The sequence below is a fragment of the Flavobacterium sp. NRK F10 genome, from assembly GCF_024054235.1.
In the GTDB taxonomy this organism is placed as follows: domain Bacteria; phylum Bacteroidota; class Bacteroidia; order Flavobacteriales; family Flavobacteriaceae; genus Flavobacterium; species Flavobacterium sediminis.
This window is the reverse complement of sequence record NZ_JAMXLC010000001.1, coordinates 2532410-2554484: the sequence shown is the minus strand read 5'-3', so window position 1 is coordinate 2554484 and position 22075 is coordinate 2532410. Positions and strand designations below refer to the sequence as shown.

At 34.9% G+C, this 22075-nt stretch carries 22 protein-coding genes; 7 read left to right on the top strand and 15 right to left on the bottom strand.

The annotated features are described in order from the left end of the window. The first annotated feature begins 456 nt into the window (after window positions 1–456). The 4 genes from NHF50_RS11520 (at window position 457) to NHF50_RS11505 (ending at window position 7203) form a co-directional block, all read left to right on the top strand. Window positions 457–4086: a T9SS type B sorting domain-containing protein gene (locus NHF50_RS11520; RefSeq protein ID WP_252776552.1), complete on the top strand. Its 3630-nt coding sequence runs from the start codon at window positions 457–459 to the stop codon at window positions 4084–4086. 67 nt (window positions 4087–4153) lie between these two features. Beyond that, window positions 4154–5749, top strand: a complete 1596-nt coding sequence (bshC, locus tag NHF50_RS11515) for a bacillithiol biosynthesis cysteine-adding enzyme BshC (RefSeq protein WP_252776550.1) — start codon at window positions 4154–4156, stop codon at window positions 5747–5749. A 147-nt stretch (window positions 5750–5896) separates the two neighbouring features. Next, the gene (locus tag NHF50_RS11510) at window positions 5897–6727 is read left to right on the top strand and encodes an SUMF1/EgtB/PvdO family nonheme iron enzyme (protein ID WP_109569800.1); all 831 of its coding nucleotides are present in this window, start codon (window positions 5897–5899) and stop codon (window positions 6725–6727) included. 56 nt (window positions 6728–6783) lie between these two features. Further along, complete coding sequence (locus NHF50_RS11505) at window positions 6784–7203, top strand: nucleoside-diphosphate kinase (RefSeq protein ID WP_109569799.1); 420 nt, start codon at window positions 6784–6786, stop codon at window positions 7201–7203. Window positions 7204–7254: 51 nt separating this feature from the next. Here NHF50_RS11505 and NHF50_RS11500 read toward each other — a convergent pair whose 3' ends face one another. Next, window positions 7255–8736: a helix-turn-helix domain-containing protein gene (locus NHF50_RS11500; RefSeq protein ID WP_252776548.1), complete on the bottom strand. Its 1482-nt coding sequence runs from the start codon at window positions 8734–8736 to the stop codon at window positions 7255–7257. Between the two features lie 181 nt (window positions 8737–8917). Here NHF50_RS11500 and aceB point away from each other — a divergent pair, with 181 nt between their 5' ends. Both aceB and aceA read left to right on the top strand, forming a co-directional pair. Then, complete coding sequence (gene aceB, locus NHF50_RS11495; RefSeq protein ID WP_252776545.1) at window positions 8918–10498, top strand: malate synthase A; 1581 nt, start codon at window positions 8918–8920, stop codon at window positions 10496–10498. A 79-nt stretch (window positions 10499–10577) separates the two neighbouring features. After that, a complete protein-coding gene (aceA, locus tag NHF50_RS11490; RefSeq protein WP_109569797.1) occupies window positions 10578–11855 on the top strand; it encodes an isocitrate lyase in 1278 nt (425 codons plus the stop codon). A gap of 83 nt (window positions 11856–11938) precedes the next feature. Here the strand turns inward: aceA and NHF50_RS11485 are convergent, their stop codons facing one another. From NHF50_RS11485 to NHF50_RS11475, 3 genes are read right to left on the bottom strand one after another with little or no spacing between them, the layout of a single operon-like run. Further along, window positions 11939–12235, bottom strand: coding sequence for a DUF721 domain-containing protein (locus NHF50_RS11485; RefSeq protein ID WP_109569796.1), 297 nt, complete (start codon window positions 12233–12235; stop codon window positions 11939–11941). Between the two features lie 6 nt (window positions 12236–12241). Continuing rightward, complete coding sequence (locus NHF50_RS11480; RefSeq protein WP_252776543.1) at window positions 12242–12643, bottom strand: lipocalin family protein; 402 nt, start codon at window positions 12641–12643, stop codon at window positions 12242–12244. 41 nt (window positions 12644–12684) lie between these two features. Further along, window positions 12685–13413 carry a TIGR00730 family Rossman fold protein gene (locus tag NHF50_RS11475; RefSeq protein ID WP_109569795.1) on the bottom strand — a complete coding sequence of 243 codons (729 nt, stop codon included), beginning with the start codon at window positions 13411–13413 and terminating at the stop codon, window positions 12685–12687. A gap of 99 nt (window positions 13414–13512) precedes the next feature. Between NHF50_RS11475 and NHF50_RS11470 the strand changes: the two genes are divergently transcribed. Further along, window positions 13513–14586 (top strand): serine hydrolase, encoded by a 1074-nt coding sequence (locus tag NHF50_RS11470; RefSeq protein ID WP_252776541.1) that lies wholly within the window; start codon window positions 13513–13515, stop codon window positions 14584–14586. 54 nt (window positions 14587–14640) lie between these two features. Here NHF50_RS11470 and NHF50_RS11465 read toward each other — a convergent pair whose 3' ends face one another. The 11 genes from NHF50_RS11465 to NHF50_RS11415 form a co-directional block, all read right to left on the bottom strand. Further along, on the bottom strand, window positions 14641–16092 hold the full coding sequence (locus tag NHF50_RS11465; RefSeq protein ID WP_146193458.1) for a hypothetical protein: 1452 nt from the start codon (window positions 16090–16092) through the stop codon (window positions 14641–14643). Between the two features lie 131 nt (window positions 16093–16223). After that, on the bottom strand, window positions 16224–17177 hold the full coding sequence (gene ftsY / locus NHF50_RS11460; RefSeq protein WP_109569792.1) for a signal recognition particle-docking protein FtsY: 954 nt from the start codon (window positions 17175–17177) through the stop codon (window positions 16224–16226). Window positions 17178–17269: 92 nt separating this feature from the next. Continuing rightward, window positions 17270–17422: a DUF4295 domain-containing protein gene (locus tag NHF50_RS11455; RefSeq protein ID WP_109569791.1), complete on the bottom strand. Its 153-nt coding sequence runs from the start codon at window positions 17420–17422 to the stop codon at window positions 17270–17272. Window positions 17423–17431: 9 nt separating this feature from the next. After that, complete coding sequence (rpmG, locus tag NHF50_RS11450; RefSeq protein WP_109569790.1) at window positions 17432–17614, bottom strand: 50S ribosomal protein L33; 183 nt, start codon at window positions 17612–17614, stop codon at window positions 17432–17434. A 44-nt stretch (window positions 17615–17658) separates the two neighbouring features. Further along, window positions 17659–17883: a 50S ribosomal protein L28 gene (gene rpmB / locus NHF50_RS11445; protein ID WP_109569789.1), complete on the bottom strand. Its 225-nt coding sequence runs from the start codon at window positions 17881–17883 to the stop codon at window positions 17659–17661. A 77-nt stretch (window positions 17884–17960) separates the two neighbouring features. Then, window positions 17961–19211: a competence/damage-inducible protein A gene (locus tag NHF50_RS11440; protein WP_109569788.1), complete on the bottom strand. Its 1251-nt coding sequence runs from the start codon at window positions 19209–19211 to the stop codon at window positions 17961–17963. Between the two features lie 30 nt (window positions 19212–19241). Continuing rightward, entirely contained in the window at window positions 19242–19586 is a 345-nt protein-coding gene (locus NHF50_RS11435; RefSeq protein ID WP_109569787.1) for an Hpt domain-containing protein, read from the bottom strand. A 4-nt stretch (window positions 19587–19590) separates the two neighbouring features. Next, window positions 19591–20202, bottom strand: coding sequence for a fumarylacetoacetate hydrolase family protein (locus tag NHF50_RS11430; RefSeq protein WP_109569786.1), 612 nt, complete (start codon window positions 20200–20202; stop codon window positions 19591–19593). Window positions 20203–20225: 23 nt separating this feature from the next. Next, complete coding sequence (locus NHF50_RS11425) at window positions 20226–20675, bottom strand: GNAT family N-acetyltransferase (protein WP_252776538.1); 450 nt, start codon at window positions 20673–20675, stop codon at window positions 20226–20228. Beyond that, on the bottom strand, window positions 20676–21449 hold the full coding sequence (locus NHF50_RS11420; RefSeq protein ID WP_252776536.1) for a 3'-5' exonuclease: 774 nt from the start codon (window positions 21447–21449) through the stop codon (window positions 20676–20678). Continuing rightward, the gene (locus tag NHF50_RS11415) at window positions 21430–21990 is read right to left on the bottom strand and encodes a DUF2306 domain-containing protein (protein WP_252776535.1); all 561 of its coding nucleotides are present in this window, start codon (window positions 21988–21990) and stop codon (window positions 21430–21432) included. Before NHF50_RS11415 ends, NHF50_RS11420 begins: the two co-directional genes overlap by 20 nt. Window positions 21991–22075 lie beyond the last annotated feature (85 nt).

Below are 22075 nucleotides of genomic sequence, written 5' to 3'. Positions count from 1 at the left end.
AAGAAGTTGCTCCAAAAGAAAAATGGAAAAGTACAAATACTATTGGAGCTCATATGGTTGATTAAAAGAAACTACTATTTATCAAAATTTAAAAGGGTATACTGAAGTTCCTATACGTTATGACTCAAATTCTTTTATTAAGTCTCTGATAAAAATTAATTCAAAAACGACGGTTATTGGTTATTAAAACACATCTCCATTCAAGATGAAATCAAATTGTCACAAGAAATAAAGCCTCGTGAAATAATCTGATTATTCTATCAAACAGTCGGAATAATTTTTAAGTAGTAATCAGATGCCGATTTAGGCTATAAAGGCGGAATTGCAGAAGTCTGTTTTTCAAAATTGAAAACTTTGAGTAAAATTAAAGTTATTTTTTTATCTCTATAAATAAAACAACTGAGTCTACTTTCTCATCTTATTTTTTCTTCTACTTTTGCAAAAATTTTTACAAATATGAACAAATTACTTGCTTACCTTTTATTATTAACCTTAACTTTTTCCTATTCTCAAAATACAACTACAAATCAAAAAAGCGATCTACATTTTTTTAACGGTAAAGTTATTGAAAACAGAAGCAATTTTGACCTGAGCGATTCAATTCAAAGAATTCAATATTTGGCTAATTTAAGAGAAGAAAAAGAAATCAATACTTCTCGAAACATCCCTTTTACAAGATTACAAAGCTCTGTTTTTTTATGTAGTAATAGTAATTTTGAGGAGTTTGAATCCGTTAATAACAATTTTTATTTAAAAGATTACAGCTATGCCACTGGTGATCCTTCGAATCCGATGCAATGTAAACCTATACAGGTACAGGCTAATCAGCTAATTCCTCAATACAACCCGAATCAATCCGGCTTAATGGCTACAACTGTTCCATCCAATTATTACGACGAGTTTATCGGAGAAATTGACGGATTTGATCAATATGTCTTAAAACTAAATCACAAAAATTCATATACTACATCTAGTGTAGTTCAGACAAAAAGGTTTAAAACTAATAATGAAACTGAAGTAAAATTTAACTTCAAAACGGTATTAGAAAGTATTCCCGGTAGTAATCATGATAATGAACAACCTTATTTTAAAGCCAGAATCATTAAGAACGGTTCTATTATAAGTGAGTTCTGTTTGATAGGCGATCCGGAGAACTGTATTTTTACAGAGGCCGGTAGCGGATCATATAACAGTATAATACTTTATACTCAAAACTGGCAATCAGGAATTTTAGATATTTCTTCTATCCCTAATAATGAAGATTTTACTATTGAATTTATGGCTTCCCGATGTGGATTAAGCGGTCATTTCGGTTATGCTTACATTGACGACTTGTGTTTGCTTCACTCTAATGAAAATTTACAAGGAAGCATTGAATTAGATCCGCTATATTTAGATTGTCCTACTTTTCCGTTATCCATTTGTGGTAGCTTTACAATACCGAATTCGGGAGGTATTAGCGCAGACATAGATACTATAACGTTAAATATTAAAGATGAAAATAACCAAATCATTTTTTCAAGTTCTACTCCCTCACAATTAGATCTTACTAATGAAACATTTTGTTTCACTATTAATCAAAATGATTTACCTGCCGCTCCTAATACTTTTTACAATTTAGATGCAGAAATAAACTACAACCTCTCACAAACTACAACTCTTCCTTGTACCGGAACAAGCTTTAACGGAGCTGTTGATGATGATGCTAATCCGGGATGGGACATCTCATTTCTAAATTGTAATAACTGTCCTATTACACTACAAACCACCGATCTTTTTGCCTGTGATTCAGATGGAAACGGTAAAGAATTCTTTAATTTAACGGATTGTGAAAGTCAAATTGTAAGTAATAACAATTATACTTTCAGTTACTTCGCAACTCAAAGTGATGCTTATAATGACACTAATGCTATTACTGTAATCACTAACTATGAAAGTTACACCAACACTATATTTGTAAGAGTAACTCAAGACAGCACTTGCTATAAAATTACACCTATTCAACTTATTGTAAAGAATCCTTACACTACCATTTCAGGAATTTTAAATGTTTGCAGCGGAAGCACAACTTTAACAGCTTCTCAAGGAGCGAGTTATTTGTGGTCAACCGGAGAAACAACTCAAAGTATTGATGTTTATGCAACCGGAACTTATTCTGTAACGGTAACGGATAGTTATGGATGTTCTTCTACAAATCAAGTTACTATCTTACCCAATCAGGTAGCAGTATTACCTACAATCAGTGTTAGTCAACCGGATTGTTTTAGTCCGCACGGAACGATTACCGTTACATCCCCCGCTTCAGAATATAGCTACGATGACGGTTTAACTTGGTCAACAAATGCACAAATGACAAACTTAAGTGTCGGAACTTATTATGTTAAGATAAGAACTATTATGGGATGTGAATCTTACAGTTCACCTGTTACCATAACTCCTTTTTTATCTCCGACACCTAATGTCACTTATACAAATCCTGCTTTTTGCGGAGACACCGGAACGATTACCGTTACAACAGCTTCTACAGAATATAGCTTTGATGACGGCTTAACCTGGACCACAAACAATACAATGAGTAATTTACCGATAGGTACTTACCATATCAGAGTTAAAGATCAAAACGGATGTATCTCAAATCCTAAAACTATTAGTTTTTACGATGTTTTCTTAGATCCTCCTACTTATACCGTTTTTGAACCTTTTTGTTCGTTATTAGGAACTATCACAATTACAACAAATGCAACCGAATATAGTTTTGATGGTGGTAATACCTGGCAAACATCAAATACATTATTCAATGTAAACACAGGTACCTATATTATAAAAATCAAAAATGAGGACGGATGTATCTCTCCGAACGTATATGTAAATGTTTACAACTTTCAGAACATTCAGCCTAATTATACTATTGACCCTGCCGGTTGTGACAAGTATGCTACAGTAACAATAACAACACTTGGTGATGAATATAGTTTTGACGGAGGAGTCACTTGGTCCACTTCAAATACTATAGGGAACCTAAACGGAGGAAATACAGTTACTATCAAAGTCAGAAGAGCTAATTGCGAGTCTTTAAATAGAGTAGTCACAATAAACTCATACTATCTTCCGCTGCCTGTTGTTAACGATTTTTCTACTTTAATTTGCGACAGTCTTAACGACGGACACGAAATTACAGATCTGAATGCCTTCAATAATGAATACATTAACAATTCAAATAATTACACCTTTCAATTTTACAATTCGCAGCAGGGGGCTTTAACAGAGAATCCAAACGACCGAATTAACAATCCAAGCTCGTACGATTTAATAAATACAAATCAATCGATTTATGTTACTATTAAAGACTCTAACGGATGTTTTAGCGTTGCAACTCTCGAACTTGAAATGATCGCTTCTCCTGTAATAGATTTAGAAAACTTATATTACTTATGCGAAAATTTTACAGTGACTATTAGCGAAGATTCTAATTTTGACTCTTACACCTGGTCTGAAGGAACTGTCGGAAACGTTTTAACAGTGGATCAACCCGGAAATTATTCGCTTACAGTAACAGAAGATCACGGAAGTGTTATTTGTTCCGCAACAAAAACTTTTCAGATCGTATTGTCTAACCCGGCAACAATAGTGAATTTTGAGACCCACGATTGGACTGTTGAAAACAACACTATTCAAATTAATGTAACCGGACTTGGCGATTATGAATATTCGCTAAATGGAATTGATTATCAAGACAGCAATCTGTTTACGGAATTACCAAACGGAGAATATACTGTTTATGTAAGAGATAAACACGGTTGTGGTGTTTCTACCGGCGATATTTATCTATTGATGTATCCGAAATACTTTACGCCTAATCAAGACGGTTATAACGATACCTGGAAAATCAAATTCTCTGATAACGAACCTAATTTGCAAATTAAGATTTTCAATCGCTATGGAAAATTCCTAAAACAGCTAAGTTCGATTTCAGAAGGCTGGGACGGAACCTACCTTGGCCAACAATTACCTTCAGATGATTATTGGTTTGTAGTAATCAGGGAAAATGGCAAAGAACACAGAGGTCACTTTAGTTTAAAAAGATAAATCATAACCCTTTGTTAAAGCTAATTTTGTTCCGCGCATTTTTAGTATTTTAGCAAAAATTTTAACTATGCCTAGCGACTGTATAACGTTTCAAGAATCCGGATATTTTTCAAAACTAATTGTAGATTATCTCAATCAGAAAAAGGAAGTTCAAACGTTATACAATCGCTTTTCTCGTGTAGAAGAATTCGAAGCACAAATTGCAGAAAAAAAAGAAAATTTCTCAGGCAACCGTACTGTTTTGGTTCAGTCTTTAGAAAACCAATACAAAGGGATTCCTATTTCCGAAAGTACAGGTAACAATATTGAAACTTTACGTTCGCAAAACACTTTCACTATTACTACCGGACATCAGTTAAGCCTGTTTACCGGACCGCTGTATTTTATCTACAAGATTGTTGCCGCTATTAAGACGGCAGAAGTTTTAAAAACGCAATATCCTGATTATGATTTTGTACCGGTATATTGGATGGCTACGGAAGATCATGATTTTGATGAGATCAATCACTTTTTCCTGAATGGTAAAAAAATAAGCTGGAACAGAGATGCTAAAGGACCGGTTGGCCGACTTTCAACAGAAGGTTTAGACAAAGTTTTTGACATATTGGAATTAGAACTAGGTATCGGAACTAACGCTCAGCAAATGAAAGAGCTGTTCCGAAAATCCTATTTAGAACACCACAATCTAGCAATTGCTACCCGATATCTCGTAAATGAACTTTTCAAAGATCACGGTTTGGTGATCGTTGACGGAGACGATAAGGAATTGAAACAACAAATGATTCCTTACTTCAAAGAAGAATTACGCAACCAAAAAAGTTTTAATGCCGTTCAGGAAACTTTACCTTTCTTCGAAAAAGAAAACTATAAAATACAGGTTAATCCACGAGAAATCAACTTATTCTATATTGAAGATAACCTGAGAGAACGAATTGTTAAAATAAACGATCATTATCAGGTTTTAAACACCAAACTGTCTTTTTCTGAAGAAGAACTACTAAACGAATTAGAAACTCAGCCGGAAAAATTCAGCCCTAATGTTATTTTACGTCCGCTTTACCAGGAAGTCATTTTACCCAATCTATGTTATATAGGTGGTGGTGGAGAAGTTGCTTACTGGTTAGAATTAAAAAACATGTTCAAACAGTTTAAAGTAACTTTTCCTATTCTGTATGTTAGAAATAGTGCAGTAGCCGTTACTGAAAAACAACTCCGAAAAATAGACAAACTGGAATTGAATTGGAAAGACTTATTCCTGAAAAAAAACGAACTTCTAAACGTAAAAACGAAAGAACTGGCTGATTTCCCTTTAGATTTTTCCAAGCTTAAAGAACAGTTATCCTTACAATTTAGTCAATTGTATGAAATAACAGAAAAAACAGATGTTTCTTTTTTAAAAGCAGTTAAAGCTCAGGAGCAAAAACAATTAAACGGACTTTATAAATTAGAAAAAAAGCTTCTAAGAGCAGAAAAAATAAAGCAACAAGACAAGCTAGAACGTATTTTAGAACTTAAAGACTCTCTATTTCCTAATGAAAGTTTACAAGAAAGAATCTTAAATATATCCGAATTATCAAACGAAATTAACACAAAACAATTTATATCTTCATTAAAAAATTATTTTAATTGCTTTAATGATAATTTTACAATTTTTAAGCTCTAAAAATCGATAAAAAGCATCAAAAGTCGATAAAAAACATAATTTATTTGATTTTTATCAAAAATAAATCGATTTATTTATATTTTTCACATATTTTTATGTTAATGTTAAATATTGGTTATCTTTGCCGAAATTTAATTTTAACAACTTATGAAAAAAATTACCCTTTTATCATTATTCTTGTTATTAACCTTAATTTTCCTATCTAACAGTTCTGTCGATTTTCCTAACCCTTCTTTAATAAAAGTTGAAGGTGGTTCATTTAAGATGGGCTCAAAAGGATCTGATGCCTTGGCAGATATTGACGAACAAAAAGAACACGATGTTCAAGTTAACTCCTTTTTAATGTCAAAATTCGAAGTTACGGTATGGGAATGGAAGCAATTTGTAAAAGCTAACAAATTGAATATGCCTCCTAAACCTGAATGGGGATGGCATGATAATCTACCTATTAACAATGTTACCTGGGAAGAAGCCGTAGCCTATTGTAATTGGTTAAGCAAAAAAGAAAAATTAACTCCTGTATACAGTAAAAGAGGTCCTAACTATGTTTGCAACTTCAAAGCAAACGGATACAGACTCCCTACCGAAGCAGAATGGGAATATGCCGCTAAGGGAGGAAAGACAAGCAAAAAAACAAAATACAGCGGTGGAGACGAAGCAGACAAAATAGCCTGGCATAAAAGTAATAGTAAAGGAGCTCCCCATACAGTAGGCACAAAATTACCTAACGAATTAGGTATTTATGATATGAGTGGAAATGTTTGGGAATGGTGCTGGGACTGGTATAACCAGGATTACTATTTAATTGAAGCCGGCAATAATCCCAAAGGTCCGGAAATGGGCGAAAGAAGAAGCGTAAGAGGTGGTTCTTGGGATAGTAAAACAAGTTATTTAAGACCTGCAAACCGTATTTCTACTTATCCGAACAAAACTCATGAGTTCTATGGCTTTAGAGTTGCCAGAAGCCTTGTACAATAATTCAGTTTTAACTTGTATTTACTTCACAAAGTGTTACCTTTGCAAAAAATTTTAAAATGGCAAGTAATAGAACTTTTACAATGATTAAACCTGATGCTGTTGAAAACGGACACATCGGTGGAATTTTAAATATGATTACTGAAGGTGGTTTCAGAATCGTAGCAATGAAATTAACTCAATTAACAGTTGCTGATGCTCAACAATTTTACGCAGTTCACGCTGAAAGACCTTTCTTCGGTGAATTAGTAGAATTCATGACAAGAGGTCCGATTGTTGCTGCTATCTTAGAAAAAGATAACGCTGTGGAAGATTTCCGTACTTTGATCGGTGCTACAAACCCGGCTGAAGCAGCTGAAGGAACAATCCGTAAAAAATATGCAACTTCAATCGGTGAAAATGCAGTTCACGGTTCAGATTCTGATGAAAACGCTGCCATCGAAGGTGCTTTCCACTTTGCAGGAAGAGAAATGTTCTAGTATAAAGAACTTCACAATATAAAAAAAATCCGCTTTTAGAGCGGATTTTTTTTATTTATACTTTTCCCGGATAGCTTCCACAACTTTATCGGTCAGTTGAAAACGTTCTTTTCGTTCCAATGCTCTTGGCGGCGCTACTCGCTCTTTACAATCAGCAATAGCACAAGTTTCACAAGTTACTCCTACCCTACTTCTCTTCAGTTTTTCATCATTAAAGAACGTAATTTTACTTTGCGAATGTGCCGAGATCATAATTCCTAAAGCAATACTTCTGTAATAACCACTTCTAAACGGATCTTTAGTCGCTGATGAAAAAACAAAGTATTCATTATCAGTATGAACATAAGACGAAATCTGTGTGTCAAAAACAGGTTTTTCTTTTCCTTCCTGCGCTATCTCTCCCAGTGTTCTTATCGATACCCAACGGCGACAATAATGCTCATTTCGTTCATTTGCATGTGGTTCTAACAAGTTTGTTATATGCAATTCCTTGGTCAACTGATAATAATCACGACCGGCTTTATGGCTGAATCTTAAGAAAAATAAGTTCTTCAGATTAAAATCTTTTGGCAGCACATTGGTCAAACGCTGAAAAAACGTTTCCGGCGAATCCGTAAAACGATACATCAATGTCTGAAATTTTTGACTATTATATGTCTTTTCTTCAAAAAACGACTTCAAAGCCGTAACCAATTCTTTTCTCGGAATCAAAAGTGCTCCTGCAAAATAAGAGGCCATAAAATTATTCAGTACCTGATCAAAACTATCAAATTTGATCCAGGAGAAAGTATATAAGCGATCCGTTATATTTAAAAAATTATACGCTATTTCTTTAGCGTAAATAAACAAGCGCTGTGAATCATCTGTTTCAGAAGAGACCAGCAAAGTTTTAGAGCTTGGTACAAAGACCGAACGCAAGTTGTTTAATTCTTTATGTTGTGTTAATTCCTCATTATTAATAGTGTAGCCGTACTCTTCTATTAGTATCTCTTCTAAGTCAGAAACCTTTAACCGTTTTGACAGATCAATGGAATAGGCTTTTGCAAACTTTTCGACCTGAAGCTCAATTTCCTCAAAATAATTATTATTTGCTTCCTGATACGAACGTAAGGCTGCCAGAAAGAAACTTTCCCGAGTTAGATTATAATGTTTGGCTATTTCAAAAAGCGTACTGATAAAAGCATTCACCTTTAACGGTGCTTCTGCAATAATGTCAATCAAATCACTTTCTTTGATCCCGAAAATATCCAATGGAATTTCTTTTAAAATTCGCGACTGCAAAATTTCCCCGATTGGCGCCAGATTTTTATCCAATTTTAAAGAAACCAAATTATCATAACTGGTTTCCAATGCTTCTGCTAAAGTTACAATCTTATCGCGCTTCGGATATTTTTTCCCTTTCTCAATTTCATTCAAATAAGACTTAGACAAGCCCGTAATTTTAGCTAAACCAAACAAAGACAAATTTTTATCTGTCCTAATTTGCTTTAATTTCAGACCAAAAATCAATCGAATGTACTCTTCTTCTATCATTTTCTAATTTTTTATAAAAAACAAAAAATTGCGTCAACGCTTTATTTTACTACTCAAAACAAAGATATAACATTTTTGCGAAATACAATTTTTAATTTTTTTATTCATTTTTGCGAACGTTCGCTTGTTTTGTATTTTTTTATTTTATAATATTGTACGCAGAAAACAAAAACATAAACTTATGGAAACATCAGTTAACAATATTCAGATTAAAGCAATCGCAAAGCACAACGCTATTGTAACCGATGAAGCTTTGGCTTTTTTAGAAGCACTACATCAAAACTTCAATCAAGAACGTTTGACCTTACTTCAAAAAAGAGTTCAACAACAAGAAAAGTTTAACCAAGGGGAAAAGCCTGTTTTTCCGAGTGAAACAAAAGCCGTCAGAGAAGGTGACTGGACTGCAGCTCCGATTCCGGAGATTTTATTAGACAGAAGAGTTGAAATAACCGGACCTGTAGATCGCAAAATGGTCATTAATGCACTGAACTCAGGAGCAAAAATGTTTATGGCTGACTTTGAAGACAGTTGCTCTCCTACTTGGAACAATTTAATGGAAGGTCAACAAAATTTAAAAGATGCTGTTAACCGAACCATTTCATTAGAACAAAATGGTAAATCCTATCAATTAAATGAAAATACTGCTACTTTGTTAGTCAGACCACGCGGTTTACATCTGGATGAAAAGAACATTGAAGTGAACGGAACAAAAATGTCCGGATCATTAGTTGATTTCGGTTTATTCTTTTTCCATAATGCGCAGGCTCTATTGGCACAAGGTTTAGCTCCTTTCTTCTATTTACCTAAACTAGAACATTACGAAGAAGCCCGCTGGTGGAATGCTGTTTTTGTTTTTGCTCAGGATTATTTAAAAATCCCACAAGGAACTATAAAAGCTACGGTATTAATTGAAACCATTACAGCCAGTTTCCAGTTAGACGAGATCATTTACGAATTAAAAGAGCACATGGCTGGTTTGAATTGCGGTCGTTGGGATTATATTTTTTCCTATATCAAAAAACTAAACCAACATCCTGACTTTTTGGTTCCGGACAGGGATCAGGTTACGATGACCAGCCCTTTTATGAGTGCTTATTCTTTACGCGTAATTCAGGTTTGCCACAAACGCAATGTTATGGCAATTGGTGGAATGGCGGCTCAAATTCCGATCAAGAACGACGAAGAGGCTAACCAAATTGCTTTTGACAAAGTGAAAGCCGATAAAGAACGTGAAGCAAAAAATGGTCACGATGGTACATGGGTAGCACACCCGGCATTAGTTCCTTTAGCTATGAAAGTATTTAATGAAAATATGCCGACTAAAAACCAAATACATGTAAAACGCAACGAATTAAACATAACTGAAGCTCAATTATTAGAATTACCTAAAGGAACAGTTACTGAAAACGGTGTTCGTAAAAACATCAATGTAGGGATTCTTTATGTGGAATCGTGGTTAATGGGTATTGGTGCTGCCGCGCTTTACAACTTAATGGAAGATGCTGCTACAGCAGAAATTTCGAGAGCACAATTATGGCATTGGTTGAACAAAAAAGTAACACTTGACAACGGAAAGGTTTGTTCGGCTGAACTATATAAAACTTATATTCCGGAAGAATTAGCTAAAATTAAAGAATATGTTGGTGAAGAGCGCTATGCGAAAGGAAAATTTGAATTGGCAACCCAATTATTTACCGAAATGATTTTAAGCGAAACTCTGGACGAGTTCTTAACATTAAAAGCTTACGAATACATACAATAAAAAATGTCGGATGCGGCAACATCCGACAATTTAACTCTAAATAATTAAAAAGAATAACTATCTAAAACATCACAAAATTATGAAAACTCAAGAAAGAATTCAAGCATTAGTTACTGATTGGGCAACAAATCCCAGATGGAAAGGGATTGAGAGAACCTATACCGCTGAAAAAGTAATAGAATTACAAGGTTCTTATCAAATAGAATATAGTATTGCCCGTAGAGGTGCTGAAATTTTATGGAATAAATTAAACAATCAGGAATGGGTTGCCGGATTAGGTGCTTTAACAGGAAATCAAGCCATTCAGGAAGTAGAAGCCGGTTTAGAAGCGATCTATTTGAGCGGTTGGCAAGTAGCTGCCGATGCTAATCTGGCAGGTGAAATGTACCCAGATCAATCCTTATACCCGGCTAACAGTGTTCCAATGGTTGTAAAACGTATCAATAATGCTTTGTTACGCGCTGACCAAATCCAATCAGTGAATAAAATTGAAAACAAAAAAGATTATCTGGTACCTATTGTTGCTGATGCGGAAGCCGGATTCGGAGGAAACTTAAATGCTTTTGAATTGATGAAAGCGATGATCGAAGCCGGTGCGGCAGGTGTTCACTTTGAAGATCAATTATCATCTGCAAAGAAATGCGGACACTTAGGCGGAAAAGTTTTGGTTCCGACACAAGAGGCTATCAATAAATTGATTGCTGCTCGTTTAGCCGCTGACGTAATGGGAGTTCCAACTTTAATTGTAGCAAGAACAGATGCTGATGCTGCTAACTTGTTAACCAGTGATATTGACGAAAGAGATCATAAATTCGTTACCGGAGAACGTTCTTCTGAAGGGTTCTTCTATGTAAAAGCAGGATTGGAACAAGGAATTGACAGAGGTTTATCGTACGCCCCTTATGCTGATTTGATCTGGTTAGAAACTTCTACACCTGACTTAGAGCAAGCAAGACAATTTGCCGATGCTATCCATGCAAAATATCCCGGTAAATTATTAGCGTATAACTGTTCGCCTTCATTTAACTGGGCTGCAAAATTATCCGTAGCTGAAATGGAAACATTCCGTGAAGAATTAGCAAAAATGGGGTACAAATTCCAATTTATCACTTTGGCCGGATTCCATGCTTTAAATACTTCTATGTTCGAATTAGCATTAGCATACAAGAAAAAAGGAATGGCAGGTTATTCAGAATTACAACAAAGAGAATTTGCTTTACAAGAAGAAGGTTTCAGAGCTGTAAAACATCAAAACTTTGTAGGTACTTCTTATTTTGACGAAGTACAAAATGCTGTAACTTCAGGTTTAGCTTCAACCGTTGCCATGAAAGATTCAACTGAAACTGCTCAGTTCTAAGATATACTTAAATTAAATATTCTTTCAATTTAAGTTTGGTTTGTTTGTTAAAAAAAACGCTTCTCTCAAGAAGCGTTTTTTATTTATCTGAAAATAATATTTCTTATTATTGATTTTCCCAGTTCTTCATTGAGCATGTTCACGATTTTTTCTTTTCCGTAACTTAATTCTTCTTTCAGAACAGCCGACGAAAGTCCTACATATAGTGTTTCATTTTTAAGCACTATTTCAGTTGTATAATTCAGTACTCCATTCCCCATCAATTTTTTCCATGCCTCACGCACATCAATCTTATCCATACCTTTTTGCAGGTTATTGGTCTGGATGAATTCTTTCAGGACATCTGCAATAGAATTCTCTTCATTTAATCGCTTTGCCATATTGTATCAGAATTGCTTTTTAGTATAAAAATATTTAATATCCTGTTGATTCTTAACCACTAGCTCTTTATCGGTCAAACTTATCACTTCTTCATCCCAAGAAGCATAATTCGTTTTATAATGCAAGATCACTTTATCATCCTTGAACTCAACAGTTATATTTTCCTGTACTTCATTGGTTAAAAAAGTACCGTCCATCTGCGGAACCAGCTTTTTCCTAAAGCCTTTAAGATCGGCTATTTCAAAATAATCCACAGATTCATTAACTTTATATTCTTTCTTTTCTCCGGAAGGTATTTCCACTTTATGGATTTCCCAATAACCATTCAATAATTCAATATCTTTCGGCTCAATTCCGGAACAAGAGACTGCTAGGGATACAAGTAAAAAAAGGACTATTTTTTTCATGACCAGGATACTTTTATTAGAGGTTTCTGTATTTGCCAAAATTAACCTTTTTCAAACAACCACCATAATCTTCGATAGGGTTTTACCTTGTAATTTTTTACTATATAGTTTTTAATGTGGGAAACAGCTTCTTCAACATCATCTGTCAGTAACACTAAAGACATATCCTCCTTGGAAATAGTTCCTTCCTTTGTCATTTGCTCTATCATATCCCACAACTCTTTATAAAACTCTTTCCCAAACAACACAATAGGAAACTTTGTAACGGATCTTGTCTGAACCAGAGTCAAAGTTTCAAAAAATTCGTCCATAGTTCCGAAACCTCCGGGTAAGATCACAAAAGCATACGAATATTTTACCAACATTACTTTACGAACAAAAAAATGTTCGAACGTGATTGACTTATGAACGTAAGGATTGACTTTTTGTTCAAATGGCAATTGTATATTGCACCCCACGGAAACACCACCGGTCTCAAAAGCTCCTCGGTTTGCGGCTTCCATTATTCCGGGACCACCTCCTGTCATTGTTACCAATCCCAGTTCAGCTATATTCTGACCAAAGGCTCTGGCTACCTCATAATACGGATGATCTTCCTTGAAACGAGCAGAACCGAATACCGTAATACAAGGACCTACAAAATGTAATGATCTGAAACCTTTTATCATTTGCCGGAAAACTCTCCATGCAAATTTCAATTCCCTATCCCTGCTCTTAGGACCTTTAAGGTAAATATGTTCTTTTGCAGGAATGATTCTTTTTAATTTCAATGCCTCTGAATTTTATTCTAAAGTTACAATTTTTAGAATTGCTATTAAACTATTTCCTATTTTTATAGTCCTACTGAACAAAGTTTAACATCAAATGCTATGAAAAAAATTCTTCTGCTTATTCCTTTGTTTTTATTATGGAATTGCAGTAGCGATCATTCCGATGCTCCTATTGACAATCCTGAGGAAGAAACCATGTATTTTCCACCTGTAAACGGTACTACTTGGGAAACCACTACTCCATCCGACTTAAACTGGAATGAAAATAATATTCCCGAATTACTGAATTACCTGAATATTAAGAATACTAAAAGTTTTATGATTCTTTATAACGGAAGAATTGTAATGGAAGAATACCTGAATGGTCATACTGATACTTCTCTCTGGTACTGGGCCAGTGCCGGCAAAACATTAACGGCAACTATTTTCGGTATCGCAAAAGATGAAAATTATGTTACACTAAATGGTAAAGTATCAGACTACTTAGGTACTGGATGGACCACTGAAACAGTAGCTCAGGAAAATCTGATAACCTGTAAGCACTTGTTAACCATGACTTCAGGCTTAGACGATAGCTTAGGTGATGATGTTTCTCCTGCCAACCTGCACTATATTGCCGATGCCGGAACCCGCTGGGCTTACCATAATGTCTATGTCAAACTTCAGGATGTGGTTGAGCAGGCAACAGGTCAAAATTGGTCTACGTACTTCAATACAAAATTACGAGACAAAATAGGAATGAACGGCTTTTGGACACAAATAGGTTCTAACAGTGTGTTCTATAGTAATACGAGAAGTATGGCTCGCTTTGGTCTGTTAGCTTTAAATCAAGGGAATTGGGACGGAATTCAGATCGTTAATTCCGATTATTTTAATCAGGCTACATCCACTTCTCAGAACATCAATTTAGCCTACGGCTATTTGTGGTGGTTAAACGGTAAAAGCTCCTATCATTTACCGCAATCACAATATGAGTTTCAAGGTTCTCTTATTCCCAGTGCTCCGGATGACATGTACTGTGCATTAGGAAAGGATGATCAAAAAATCTATGTTATTCCAAGTAAAAAACTGGTTATCATACGAATGGGAGATGCTGCGGACGGAAGCAATTTTGCTTTATCAGATTTTGACGACGTTCTTTGGCAAAAGATAAATGCTGTCATAACTAATTAAAATAAAAAAAAGGATAGATTAAAAACCTATCCTTTTCCGATTGTTCTAACCGTTTTATTTATTAGTATTGATGTTCCCCTGAATAGACCAGGCAAAATCTAACTGAACCTGATTCTTAAACAATGACATATCTTTCATATCAATATATTGATCTGTAGCATATCCGACATTACCTTTTGCGGTTGCCAAGGCATGACAAGTCATACAGTTTGTTTGAATACCGTATTGAAAATCTTTTCTGAAATTATTTTTCACACTGAATACATTCGGTCCGAAACTTCCTTCCAGATAAGGATTGAACGAAACAATCGGTGTAGCATTTTTATCTGTGCCACCACTTATAGGCTGATTAGGCCAAACCATTGCATAACATGAAGATACTGAATAATTAGCTGCCGCACCGGTAATTATACCCGGTCTTAAATCAGCTTGGAATTTTGAACTTGGGAAAAAAGGATTCTGCGGATCGTAACTCCAAAAATAAGTTTGCCATGTCCAATTGCTTATTTCTTTGGTTCCCACATGCATAGCAACTAAGAATACTAGGTCACCCGCTTTAAAATTATCATTCCCTTTATCCTGATGTTCATTCAAATAAGCAGCTGCTGCACTGTCCAGTTTAAAGTTAATAAAATCACTCACATTACAAGAAGCGTTTGTGATCTGCTCTCCTGAAGGGTTTTCTCCTACAACCGGGACCAAGGTTCTTTCCGGCTGGCTATTATTAATATCCACATATACATACGTATGCCAATCATCATAACCAAAAACCTGAGGTTTACTTGGCATTCCCGGCCAAACAGGTACTCTGATCAGTCCATTATCATCTGGCTTTCCTGCATAATAAACCGGCTTTGTCGTAATACTATTAGCCGGAAAATCAGGTATTTTCCCGATTCCGTCCGTTTTGTTATAACTGTCCAGAACAGATTGGTTAAAAATAAGATTAGACGTAGCAAAACATGCTGCTGCCGGATTATAGGATACGGATTCAAAAACATTAAAAGTTGTATCGATTACCGCTTTTTGCTTAGCAAAAACCTGTGCATGTATAAATTGTTTCGGTATACTTAAATGTGCTCTTTCAGTTTTAGTTTTAGTACATCCGCCTTCCTTATCTGAATTGGCTGACATATCTGCTAATTCCTTAACTCCTAACCAGGTTTCGTAAACCAATAATGTATCTCCTTTATACACTTGATTCGACTTTTCGGTAAGTCCAGCCCATATTCCCCAGGCGTGTTTATTGATCTGAATAGTATCCTGGTCTGCTAACCACTGGTAAATTTTTAATGAATCTTCCGGAAAATGAAACCCGTCTATATTAAGGTTGTCCGGGAATTCTTCCGGTGTTATAGCATTTTGAGATACCATAACCTCACTGCCTGGTTTCGGTTCTTTTTTTTCTTCTTCACTTGCCTCTTTCTTACAAGACCCGGTGAATCCACCTAAAGTTGCCAAGAGAATTAAGGCAACACTCCTTTTAAAAAAAATACTGTTATTCATATAGTTTAATTGATTAATTTCTACTCTCAATAGGGTTTAGCAGTATTCTCTGGAGTAAAACTATACAAATTAGCTATAAAAAAAACAGGTAAAATTACCTGTTTTTAATATTAAAAGTATTTTCTTATGTTTTATTTAAAGAATGAATCCACAAATTCGTACTTATTAAAAACCTGTAGATCTTCGATTCCTTCTCCTACTCCGATATATTTTACCGGAATTTTAAACTGATCGGAAATTCCTATTACCACACCTCCTTTTGCTGTACCGTCCAGTTTAGTAACAGCAAGAGAAGTAACTTCTGTTGCGGCAGTAAATTGCTTCGCTTGTTCAAAAGCATTTTGTCCGGTTGAACCGTCTAAAACCAATAGAACATCATGAGGAGCATCCGGGACTACTTTTTGCATTACCCGTTTCACTTTAGAAAGTTCGTTCATTAAATTCACCTTGTTATGTAAACGTCCGGCAGTATCAATAATCACTACATCCGCATCTTGTGAAACTGCCGATTGCAAGGTATCAAATGCAACTGAAGCGGGGTCACTTCCCATTTGCTGACGAACAATAGGTACCTGAACTCTATCTGCCCATATCTGTAATTGGTCAATTGCAGCGGCTCTGAAAGTATCAGCCGCTCCTAAAACAACTTTATAACCGGCTTTTTTAAACTGATTTGCTAATTTACCGATAGTTGTTGTTTTCCCTACACCATTTACTCCTACCACCATAATAACATAGGGCTTTTTAGTTACAGGGACTTCAAACTCGGAAGCATCACCATGGTTATTTTCTGATAATAATCCGGCTATTTCTTCACGAAGTATTTGATTAAGCTCTTCGGTTCCTAAGTATTTATCCTGGGCTACACGCTCTTCGATACGTTCAATAATTTTTAAAGTAGTATTTACGCCTACATCTGAAGAGACCAATACTTCTTCTAAATTATCTAAAACTTCATCATCTACTTTAGATTTTCCGGCAACGGCTTTAGAAAGTTTAGTAAAGAAAGAAGTTTTTGATTTTTCAAGACCTTTATCTAACGTTTCTTTCTTATCAGAAGAAAAAATCCTTTTAAAAAAACTCATTATTAGATCAATTAATTAGAAAAGCAAATGTAAAAATAAAAAAGCTACTTTCAAACGAAAGTAGCTTTCACATATATTAATTTAAAAAAGAATTATTTCTTTTTTATGAATTCGTCAACTAATTCAGGAGCCATAACTTGTTCTACGAAAGTGTATGCACCTGTTTTTGGAGATTTAACCATTTTGATCGCTTTGGTTAATCTTTTTGATGAAGTTTGTAAAGTTGCTACGGTTTTCTTTGCCATGACTAAATATTATTTAATTTCTTTGTGAACTGTAACTCTTTTTAAGACAGGATTAAATTTTTTGATCTCTAATCTATCCGGAGTATTTTTTTTATTCTTAGTAGTGATGTAACGAGAAGTTCCTGGAAGACCAGTAGCTTTGTGCTCAGTACATTCTAAAATCACCTGAATTCTATTACCTTTCTTTGCCATTGTACTTATATTTTAGGAATTTACGTATTGCTACAAAATTCGTATTATTTACCTTGTGCTTTTTTTAACGCTGCAGAAATACCTACTTTATTGATAGTTTTTAAAGCAGCTGTTGAAATTTTCAACGTTACCCATCTATCTTCTTCAGGAATGTAAAAACGTTTCTTAACTAAGTTTACAGAAAATTTTCTCTTAGTTTTATTCATAGCGTGAGAAACATTGTTCCCAACCATTGCTTTTTTACCTGTAAGTTCACAAACTCTTGACATTATTTCTAATCTTTTATTTCGTTATTCAAAATCAGGGTGCAAAGAAACAAAATTGTATTGAATTACACAACTATCTTTTAGTATTTTTTTGAAATTTCTTTATAAACCTTCTCCAAGGCTTTATTTACCGCTCTATCAATTACTTTCTCCCGGGGTTGTCCGAAATTAAATTCTTCAACAAAGACCTCTTCTTTAAATACAATTGCGATGAAAACCGTTCCCACTTCTGCATCGGAATCTCCTTTTAAAGGCCCTGCATTTCCGGTCGTAGCAATAGCAATATCTGTTTGAAAGATTTCCTGAGCAGATTTTGCCATGGCGCTTGCTACCTCTGCACTCACTACTGAATATTTTTCAATCAGCTCAGCAGGAACATGTAATACGTTCTCTTTCGCTTCAGTTGCATAACTTACTACACTCCCTTTAAAATAAGCAGAAGCTCCGGAAACTGAAGTTAACGTTTGGGCTATTTTACCTCCTGTACAACTTTCTGCTGTTGCAATTGTTAAGTTTTGCGCTGTTAGCATACGCCCTAAAACCACTTCAATAGACTCGTCTTCGTCATAGCCTACAATGATATCACCGATCAACTCCATCAGTTTCTCTACTTCTCCGGCAATGGCATCATGTAATAATTGTTCGTATAATCCTCTTGCTGACAAACGTAAGCGAACTCTACCCGGACTTGGTAAATAAGCCAATTTAATAAACTGAGGCAAATTATTTTCCCAATCTTCGATCTGCTCCGCAATAAGGCTTTCCCCTCTACCGTATGTCATAACGGTTTTATGAACAATAAATGGTCTTTTGAATTTTTCGACTAGCTTAGGAATTACTTCATAATCAATAAGATACTTCATCTCATAAGGTACTCCCGGCAACGAAATAAAAACAGTATTATCTTTCTCCATCCACATTCCGGGCGCTGTCCCCATTTTATTAAAAAGTACCGTTGCTTGTGAAGGAACTAAGGCCTGATCTCTATTCATCTGTGTAATAGGACGCTTGTAAAACCCCTCTATTAATTCTTTAACATGAGCCAGAACCTGTGGGTTTTCCACCAACTCATCCTCAAAGAAAGAACAAAATGTTTTTTTGGTCACATCGTCTTTTGTTGGGCCTAAACCTCCTGTAACAATAACGACATCAACTTTGGGAAGCAATTCCTGTAAAGTAGCGGTAATATGTTGCTGTTGGTCAGAAATTGTAAGTATCTCATATACATCAATTCCTATTTTGTTTAAAGCTTTTGCTATATATGCTGAGTTTGTATCTACTATCTGTCCAATAAGGATCTCATCACCGATAGTAACGATGGAAGCTTTCATAATTCTATTGAGTAGGTAGTTTAGTAAATTTTATAAACGGAAATCTTTTTTTATTTCCTTAGCGGCAAGTTCTACGCGTTCCCGAAGCGATTTAAAGACTTCTTTTATTTCTTTTTTCTGTCCTTCTGATTTTGCCCAATTCATAACCTGAAGGTTTTCATCATAAGCTAAATCCATTCCCAAAAGATCTAATGAAGGTTTGATCTTATGAGCAGATGCATATACACGGGAATAGTCTTTTTCTTCAATTCCTGTTTTCATCGATTTAATTTCAACCGGAACTTCATCTAAAAAAAGTGTTACGATCTGAAAGGCAAAATCTCTGTCATTTTCAGAGATCTCATAAACTTTTGCTAAATTGTATTGTAGTGCCATGATTTTACTTAACTTGAACTTTAAACATTTGCTGTCCTTCTAAAAAGCCAATCAGCTCATCGTCTTCTTTTACCGCCGCTACGCCTTTAGGCGTTCCTGTAAAAATAATATCGCCTGTTTTAAGTGTAAAAAACTGAGAAACATAAGCAATAATTTCATCTATTTTCCATAACATTAAAGAAGTATTTCCTTGTTGAACCACTTCTCCATTACTCCTTAATTCAAAGTTAAGGTTTTCTAATGAAGAAAATGAATTTTTCGGTAAAAAGTCACCAATAATCGCTGAACCGTCAAAAGCCTTAGCTTTTTCCCATGGTAATCCTTTTTCTTTTAACTGATTTTGTAAATCTCTTGCTGTAAAATCTATCCCCAATCCTATTTGATCGTAATACTTATGTGCAAACTTAGCATCAATATACTTTCCCACTTTACTGATCTTAACCAAGACCTCTACTTCATGGTGTACATCATTACTGAACTCAGGGATCACAAACGGAAATTGCTTAGCTAAGACAGCCGTATCCGGTTTCATAAATATTACCGGTTCGTTTGGCCTTTCATTATTCAATTCCGAGATATGGTCTGCATAATTTCTTCCTATACAAATTATTTTCATTTTCCAGCAGTTATATAATCTTTTTACAATTCTTTTTCAAAGCAAACACTATCAGTCACGTCTACATATTGTCCGTAATTAGGTATTTGTCGATAAGCATGTTTCGCATAAAGGGCAATTGCTTCCGGCTGTTTTTTTCCTGTTTCCAAAATACATTTCGTATAATGAAGTTCTTTTGCCCATTGTTCCAATTCTTTCAAAATCATTCCAGCGGCTCCCTTTCCTCTCTTTTCCGGCAATACAAACATCCTTTTCACTTCCGCTGTATTGTCACCATACTTTTTAATGGCACCGCAACCTATAGCGACATCTTTTTCAAAGATTACAACGACATGCCTAATACTGTCTATTTTATTAAACTGTGCATAAAAAGAATGGTCTTCCCCATCTCTTATCGCCAGATCAGCATCTAATAATTGTACCAGACTTTGAAAATCAAGATCGTCTGAATCGGTTCGCTTAATCGTATACATTTACAGCTTTGTATTCAGTTTTCTCAATTTAATTCCTGTCAGTACTTTTTTAGTATATAACGGAAATTCTGCATTTTGGATCCAGCCAAAGTAACCCGGCTCTTTTTCCAATACTTCTTCCACTAGTGCTCCTTTATGTTTGCCAAAGGTAAAGATTTCCTGTTCTTCTTCATTTAATGCAATGAATCCTGCAAAATCAACCGATCTTTTACGTTTCGTAAATTCAGAAAGAGATTTAATATCATTTTCCAGATCTTCGTAGCGATCTAATTGCGCTTTCAGTATTTCGTAAGTGGCATTGGTATCGGCTTCAGCACTATGCGCATTGTCTAAACTTTCATTACAATAAAATCGGTAAGCAGCACTCAGTGTTCTTTCTTCCTTTTTATGAAAAATAGTCTGCACGTCTACCGCAACCCGGTTTTTCATATCAAAATCAACCTCAGCGCGCAACAACTCTTCAGCTAATAAAGGAATATCGAAACGATCTGAATTGAATCCGGCCAGATCTGAATCTTTGATCATATTGTAAACATGTGATGCCAACTCTTTAAAAACAGGTTCATTCGCTACTTTTTCATCTGTTATACCATGTACTGCGGTAGAATGAGGCGGAATCGGAATTGTTGGGTTCACCAACCATGTTTTACTTTCTTTGTTTCCGTTTGGAAAAACTTTCAGGATTGATATTTCAACGATTCTGTCTCTTGCCACATCAATTCCTGTGGTTTCTAAATCAAAAAAACAAATAGGTCTATTTAGTTTTAATTCCATTTTTTGTACTCTTTATAAATAATTTAAAAATTATTATTTCAGCTATTATCAGATTCACTCCCCACCCAAGCCAGGAAACTATCCGATAAACATCCATTGGTGGCGGATGGAACAAAAATACAATAATGTATTTGAAAAGCCTTAATGAAATGGCCGATAATGTTAATGCAAAACTCCGTATTGCAAATTTTTGATGGTTTATAAAATCGCCTTTCCTTATAAAAGCATACGATCTATATGTAAAATACATCCACAATACGGATAAAATCACAAACGAAGTTTGCGCTATAACTCCTCCGTTTGCATAATAACTCATAACTAAACCTGAAGGTCCGGATAAGAATACGATCAGAAATATATAAATCTTACCTATTAGCTGATGGATATCTTTCTGCTTTCTTCTTATATTTTCTAAAAACTGAGCCCAACCTAATAATACTAAAAAAATACTGGTATAAACATGCACAAAAAAAGCTATTTTGTAATGCAATAACCGAATCTCTTCATATTTAATCCTAAGAAATGCTACATCAAATCTCATAGGAATATATTGAATTGTTATCAATAGCAATAAATACGTAAAGTAAAAATAAATAAAGAGTATGGCGTATTTAAAAAAGCTTGTT

What these genes read in the sequence shown, in the direction of transcription:
- aceB (WP_252776545.1), top strand. Translation starts at nt 8,918, where the DNA reads ATGGAAACATCAGTTAACAATATTCAGATTAAAGCAATCGCAAAGCAC.
- ftsY (WP_109569792.1), bottom strand. Translation starts at nt 17,177, where the DNA reads ATGAGTTTTTTTAAAAGGATTTTTTCTTCTGATAAGAAAGAAACGTTA.
- NHF50_RS11485 (WP_109569796.1), bottom strand. Translation starts at nt 12,235, where the DNA reads ATGGCAAAGCGATTAAATGAAGAGAATTCTATTGCAGATGTCCTGAAA.
- NHF50_RS11465 (WP_146193458.1), bottom strand. Translation starts at nt 16,092, where the DNA reads ATGAATAACAGTATTTTTTTTAAAAGGAGTGTTGCCTTAATTCTCTTG.
- NHF50_RS11520 (WP_252776552.1), top strand. Translation starts at nt 457, where the DNA reads ATGAACAAATTACTTGCTTACCTTTTATTATTAACCTTAACTTTTTCC.
- NHF50_RS11510 (WP_109569800.1), top strand. Translation starts at nt 5,897, where the DNA reads ATGAAAAAAATTACCCTTTTATCATTATTCTTGTTATTAACCTTAATT.
- aceA (WP_109569797.1), top strand. Translation starts at nt 10,578, where the DNA reads ATGAAAACTCAAGAAAGAATTCAAGCATTAGTTACTGATTGGGCAACA.
- NHF50_RS11480 (WP_252776543.1), bottom strand. Translation starts at nt 12,643, where the DNA reads ATGAAAAAAATAGTCCTTTTTTTACTTGTATCCCTAGCAGTCTCTTGT.
- bshC (WP_252776550.1), top strand. Translation starts at nt 4,154, where the DNA reads ATGCCTAGCGACTGTATAACGTTTCAAGAATCCGGATATTTTTCAAAA.
- NHF50_RS11420 (WP_252776536.1), bottom strand. Translation starts at nt 21,449, where the DNA reads ATGGAATTAAAACTAAATAGACCTATTTGTTTTTTTGATTTAGAAACC.
- NHF50_RS11435 (WP_109569787.1), bottom strand. Translation starts at nt 19,586, where the DNA reads ATGGCACTACAATACAATTTAGCAAAAGTTTATGAGATCTCTGAAAAT.
- rpmG (WP_109569790.1), bottom strand. Translation starts at nt 17,614, where the DNA reads ATGGCAAAGAAAGGTAATAGAATTCAGGTGATTTTAGAATGTACTGAG.
- NHF50_RS11455 (WP_109569791.1), bottom strand. Translation starts at nt 17,422, where the DNA reads ATGGCAAAGAAAACCGTAGCAACTTTACAAACTTCATCAAAAAGATTA.
- NHF50_RS11415 (WP_252776535.1), bottom strand. Translation starts at nt 21,990, where the DNA reads ATGAGATTTGATGTAGCATTTCTTAGGATTAAATATGAAGAGATTCGG.
- NHF50_RS11430 (WP_109569786.1), bottom strand. Translation starts at nt 20,202, where the DNA reads ATGAAAATAATTTGTATAGGAAGAAATTATGCAGACCATATCTCGGAA.
- NHF50_RS11500 (WP_252776548.1), bottom strand. Translation starts at nt 8,736, where the DNA reads ATGATAGAAGAAGAGTACATTCGATTGATTTTTGGTCTGAAATTAAAG.
- NHF50_RS11505 (WP_109569799.1), top strand. Translation starts at nt 6,784, where the DNA reads ATGGCAAGTAATAGAACTTTTACAATGATTAAACCTGATGCTGTTGAA.
- NHF50_RS11440 (WP_109569788.1), bottom strand. Translation starts at nt 19,211, where the DNA reads ATGAAAGCTTCCATCGTTACTATCGGTGATGAGATCCTTATTGGACAG.
- rpmB (WP_109569789.1), bottom strand. Translation starts at nt 17,883, where the DNA reads ATGTCAAGAGTTTGTGAACTTACAGGTAAAAAAGCAATGGTTGGGAAC.
- NHF50_RS11470 (WP_252776541.1), top strand. Translation starts at nt 13,513, where the DNA reads ATGAAAAAAATTCTTCTGCTTATTCCTTTGTTTTTATTATGGAATTGC.
- NHF50_RS11425 (WP_252776538.1), bottom strand. Translation starts at nt 20,675, where the DNA reads ATGTATACGATTAAGCGAACCGATTCAGACGATCTTGATTTTCAAAGT.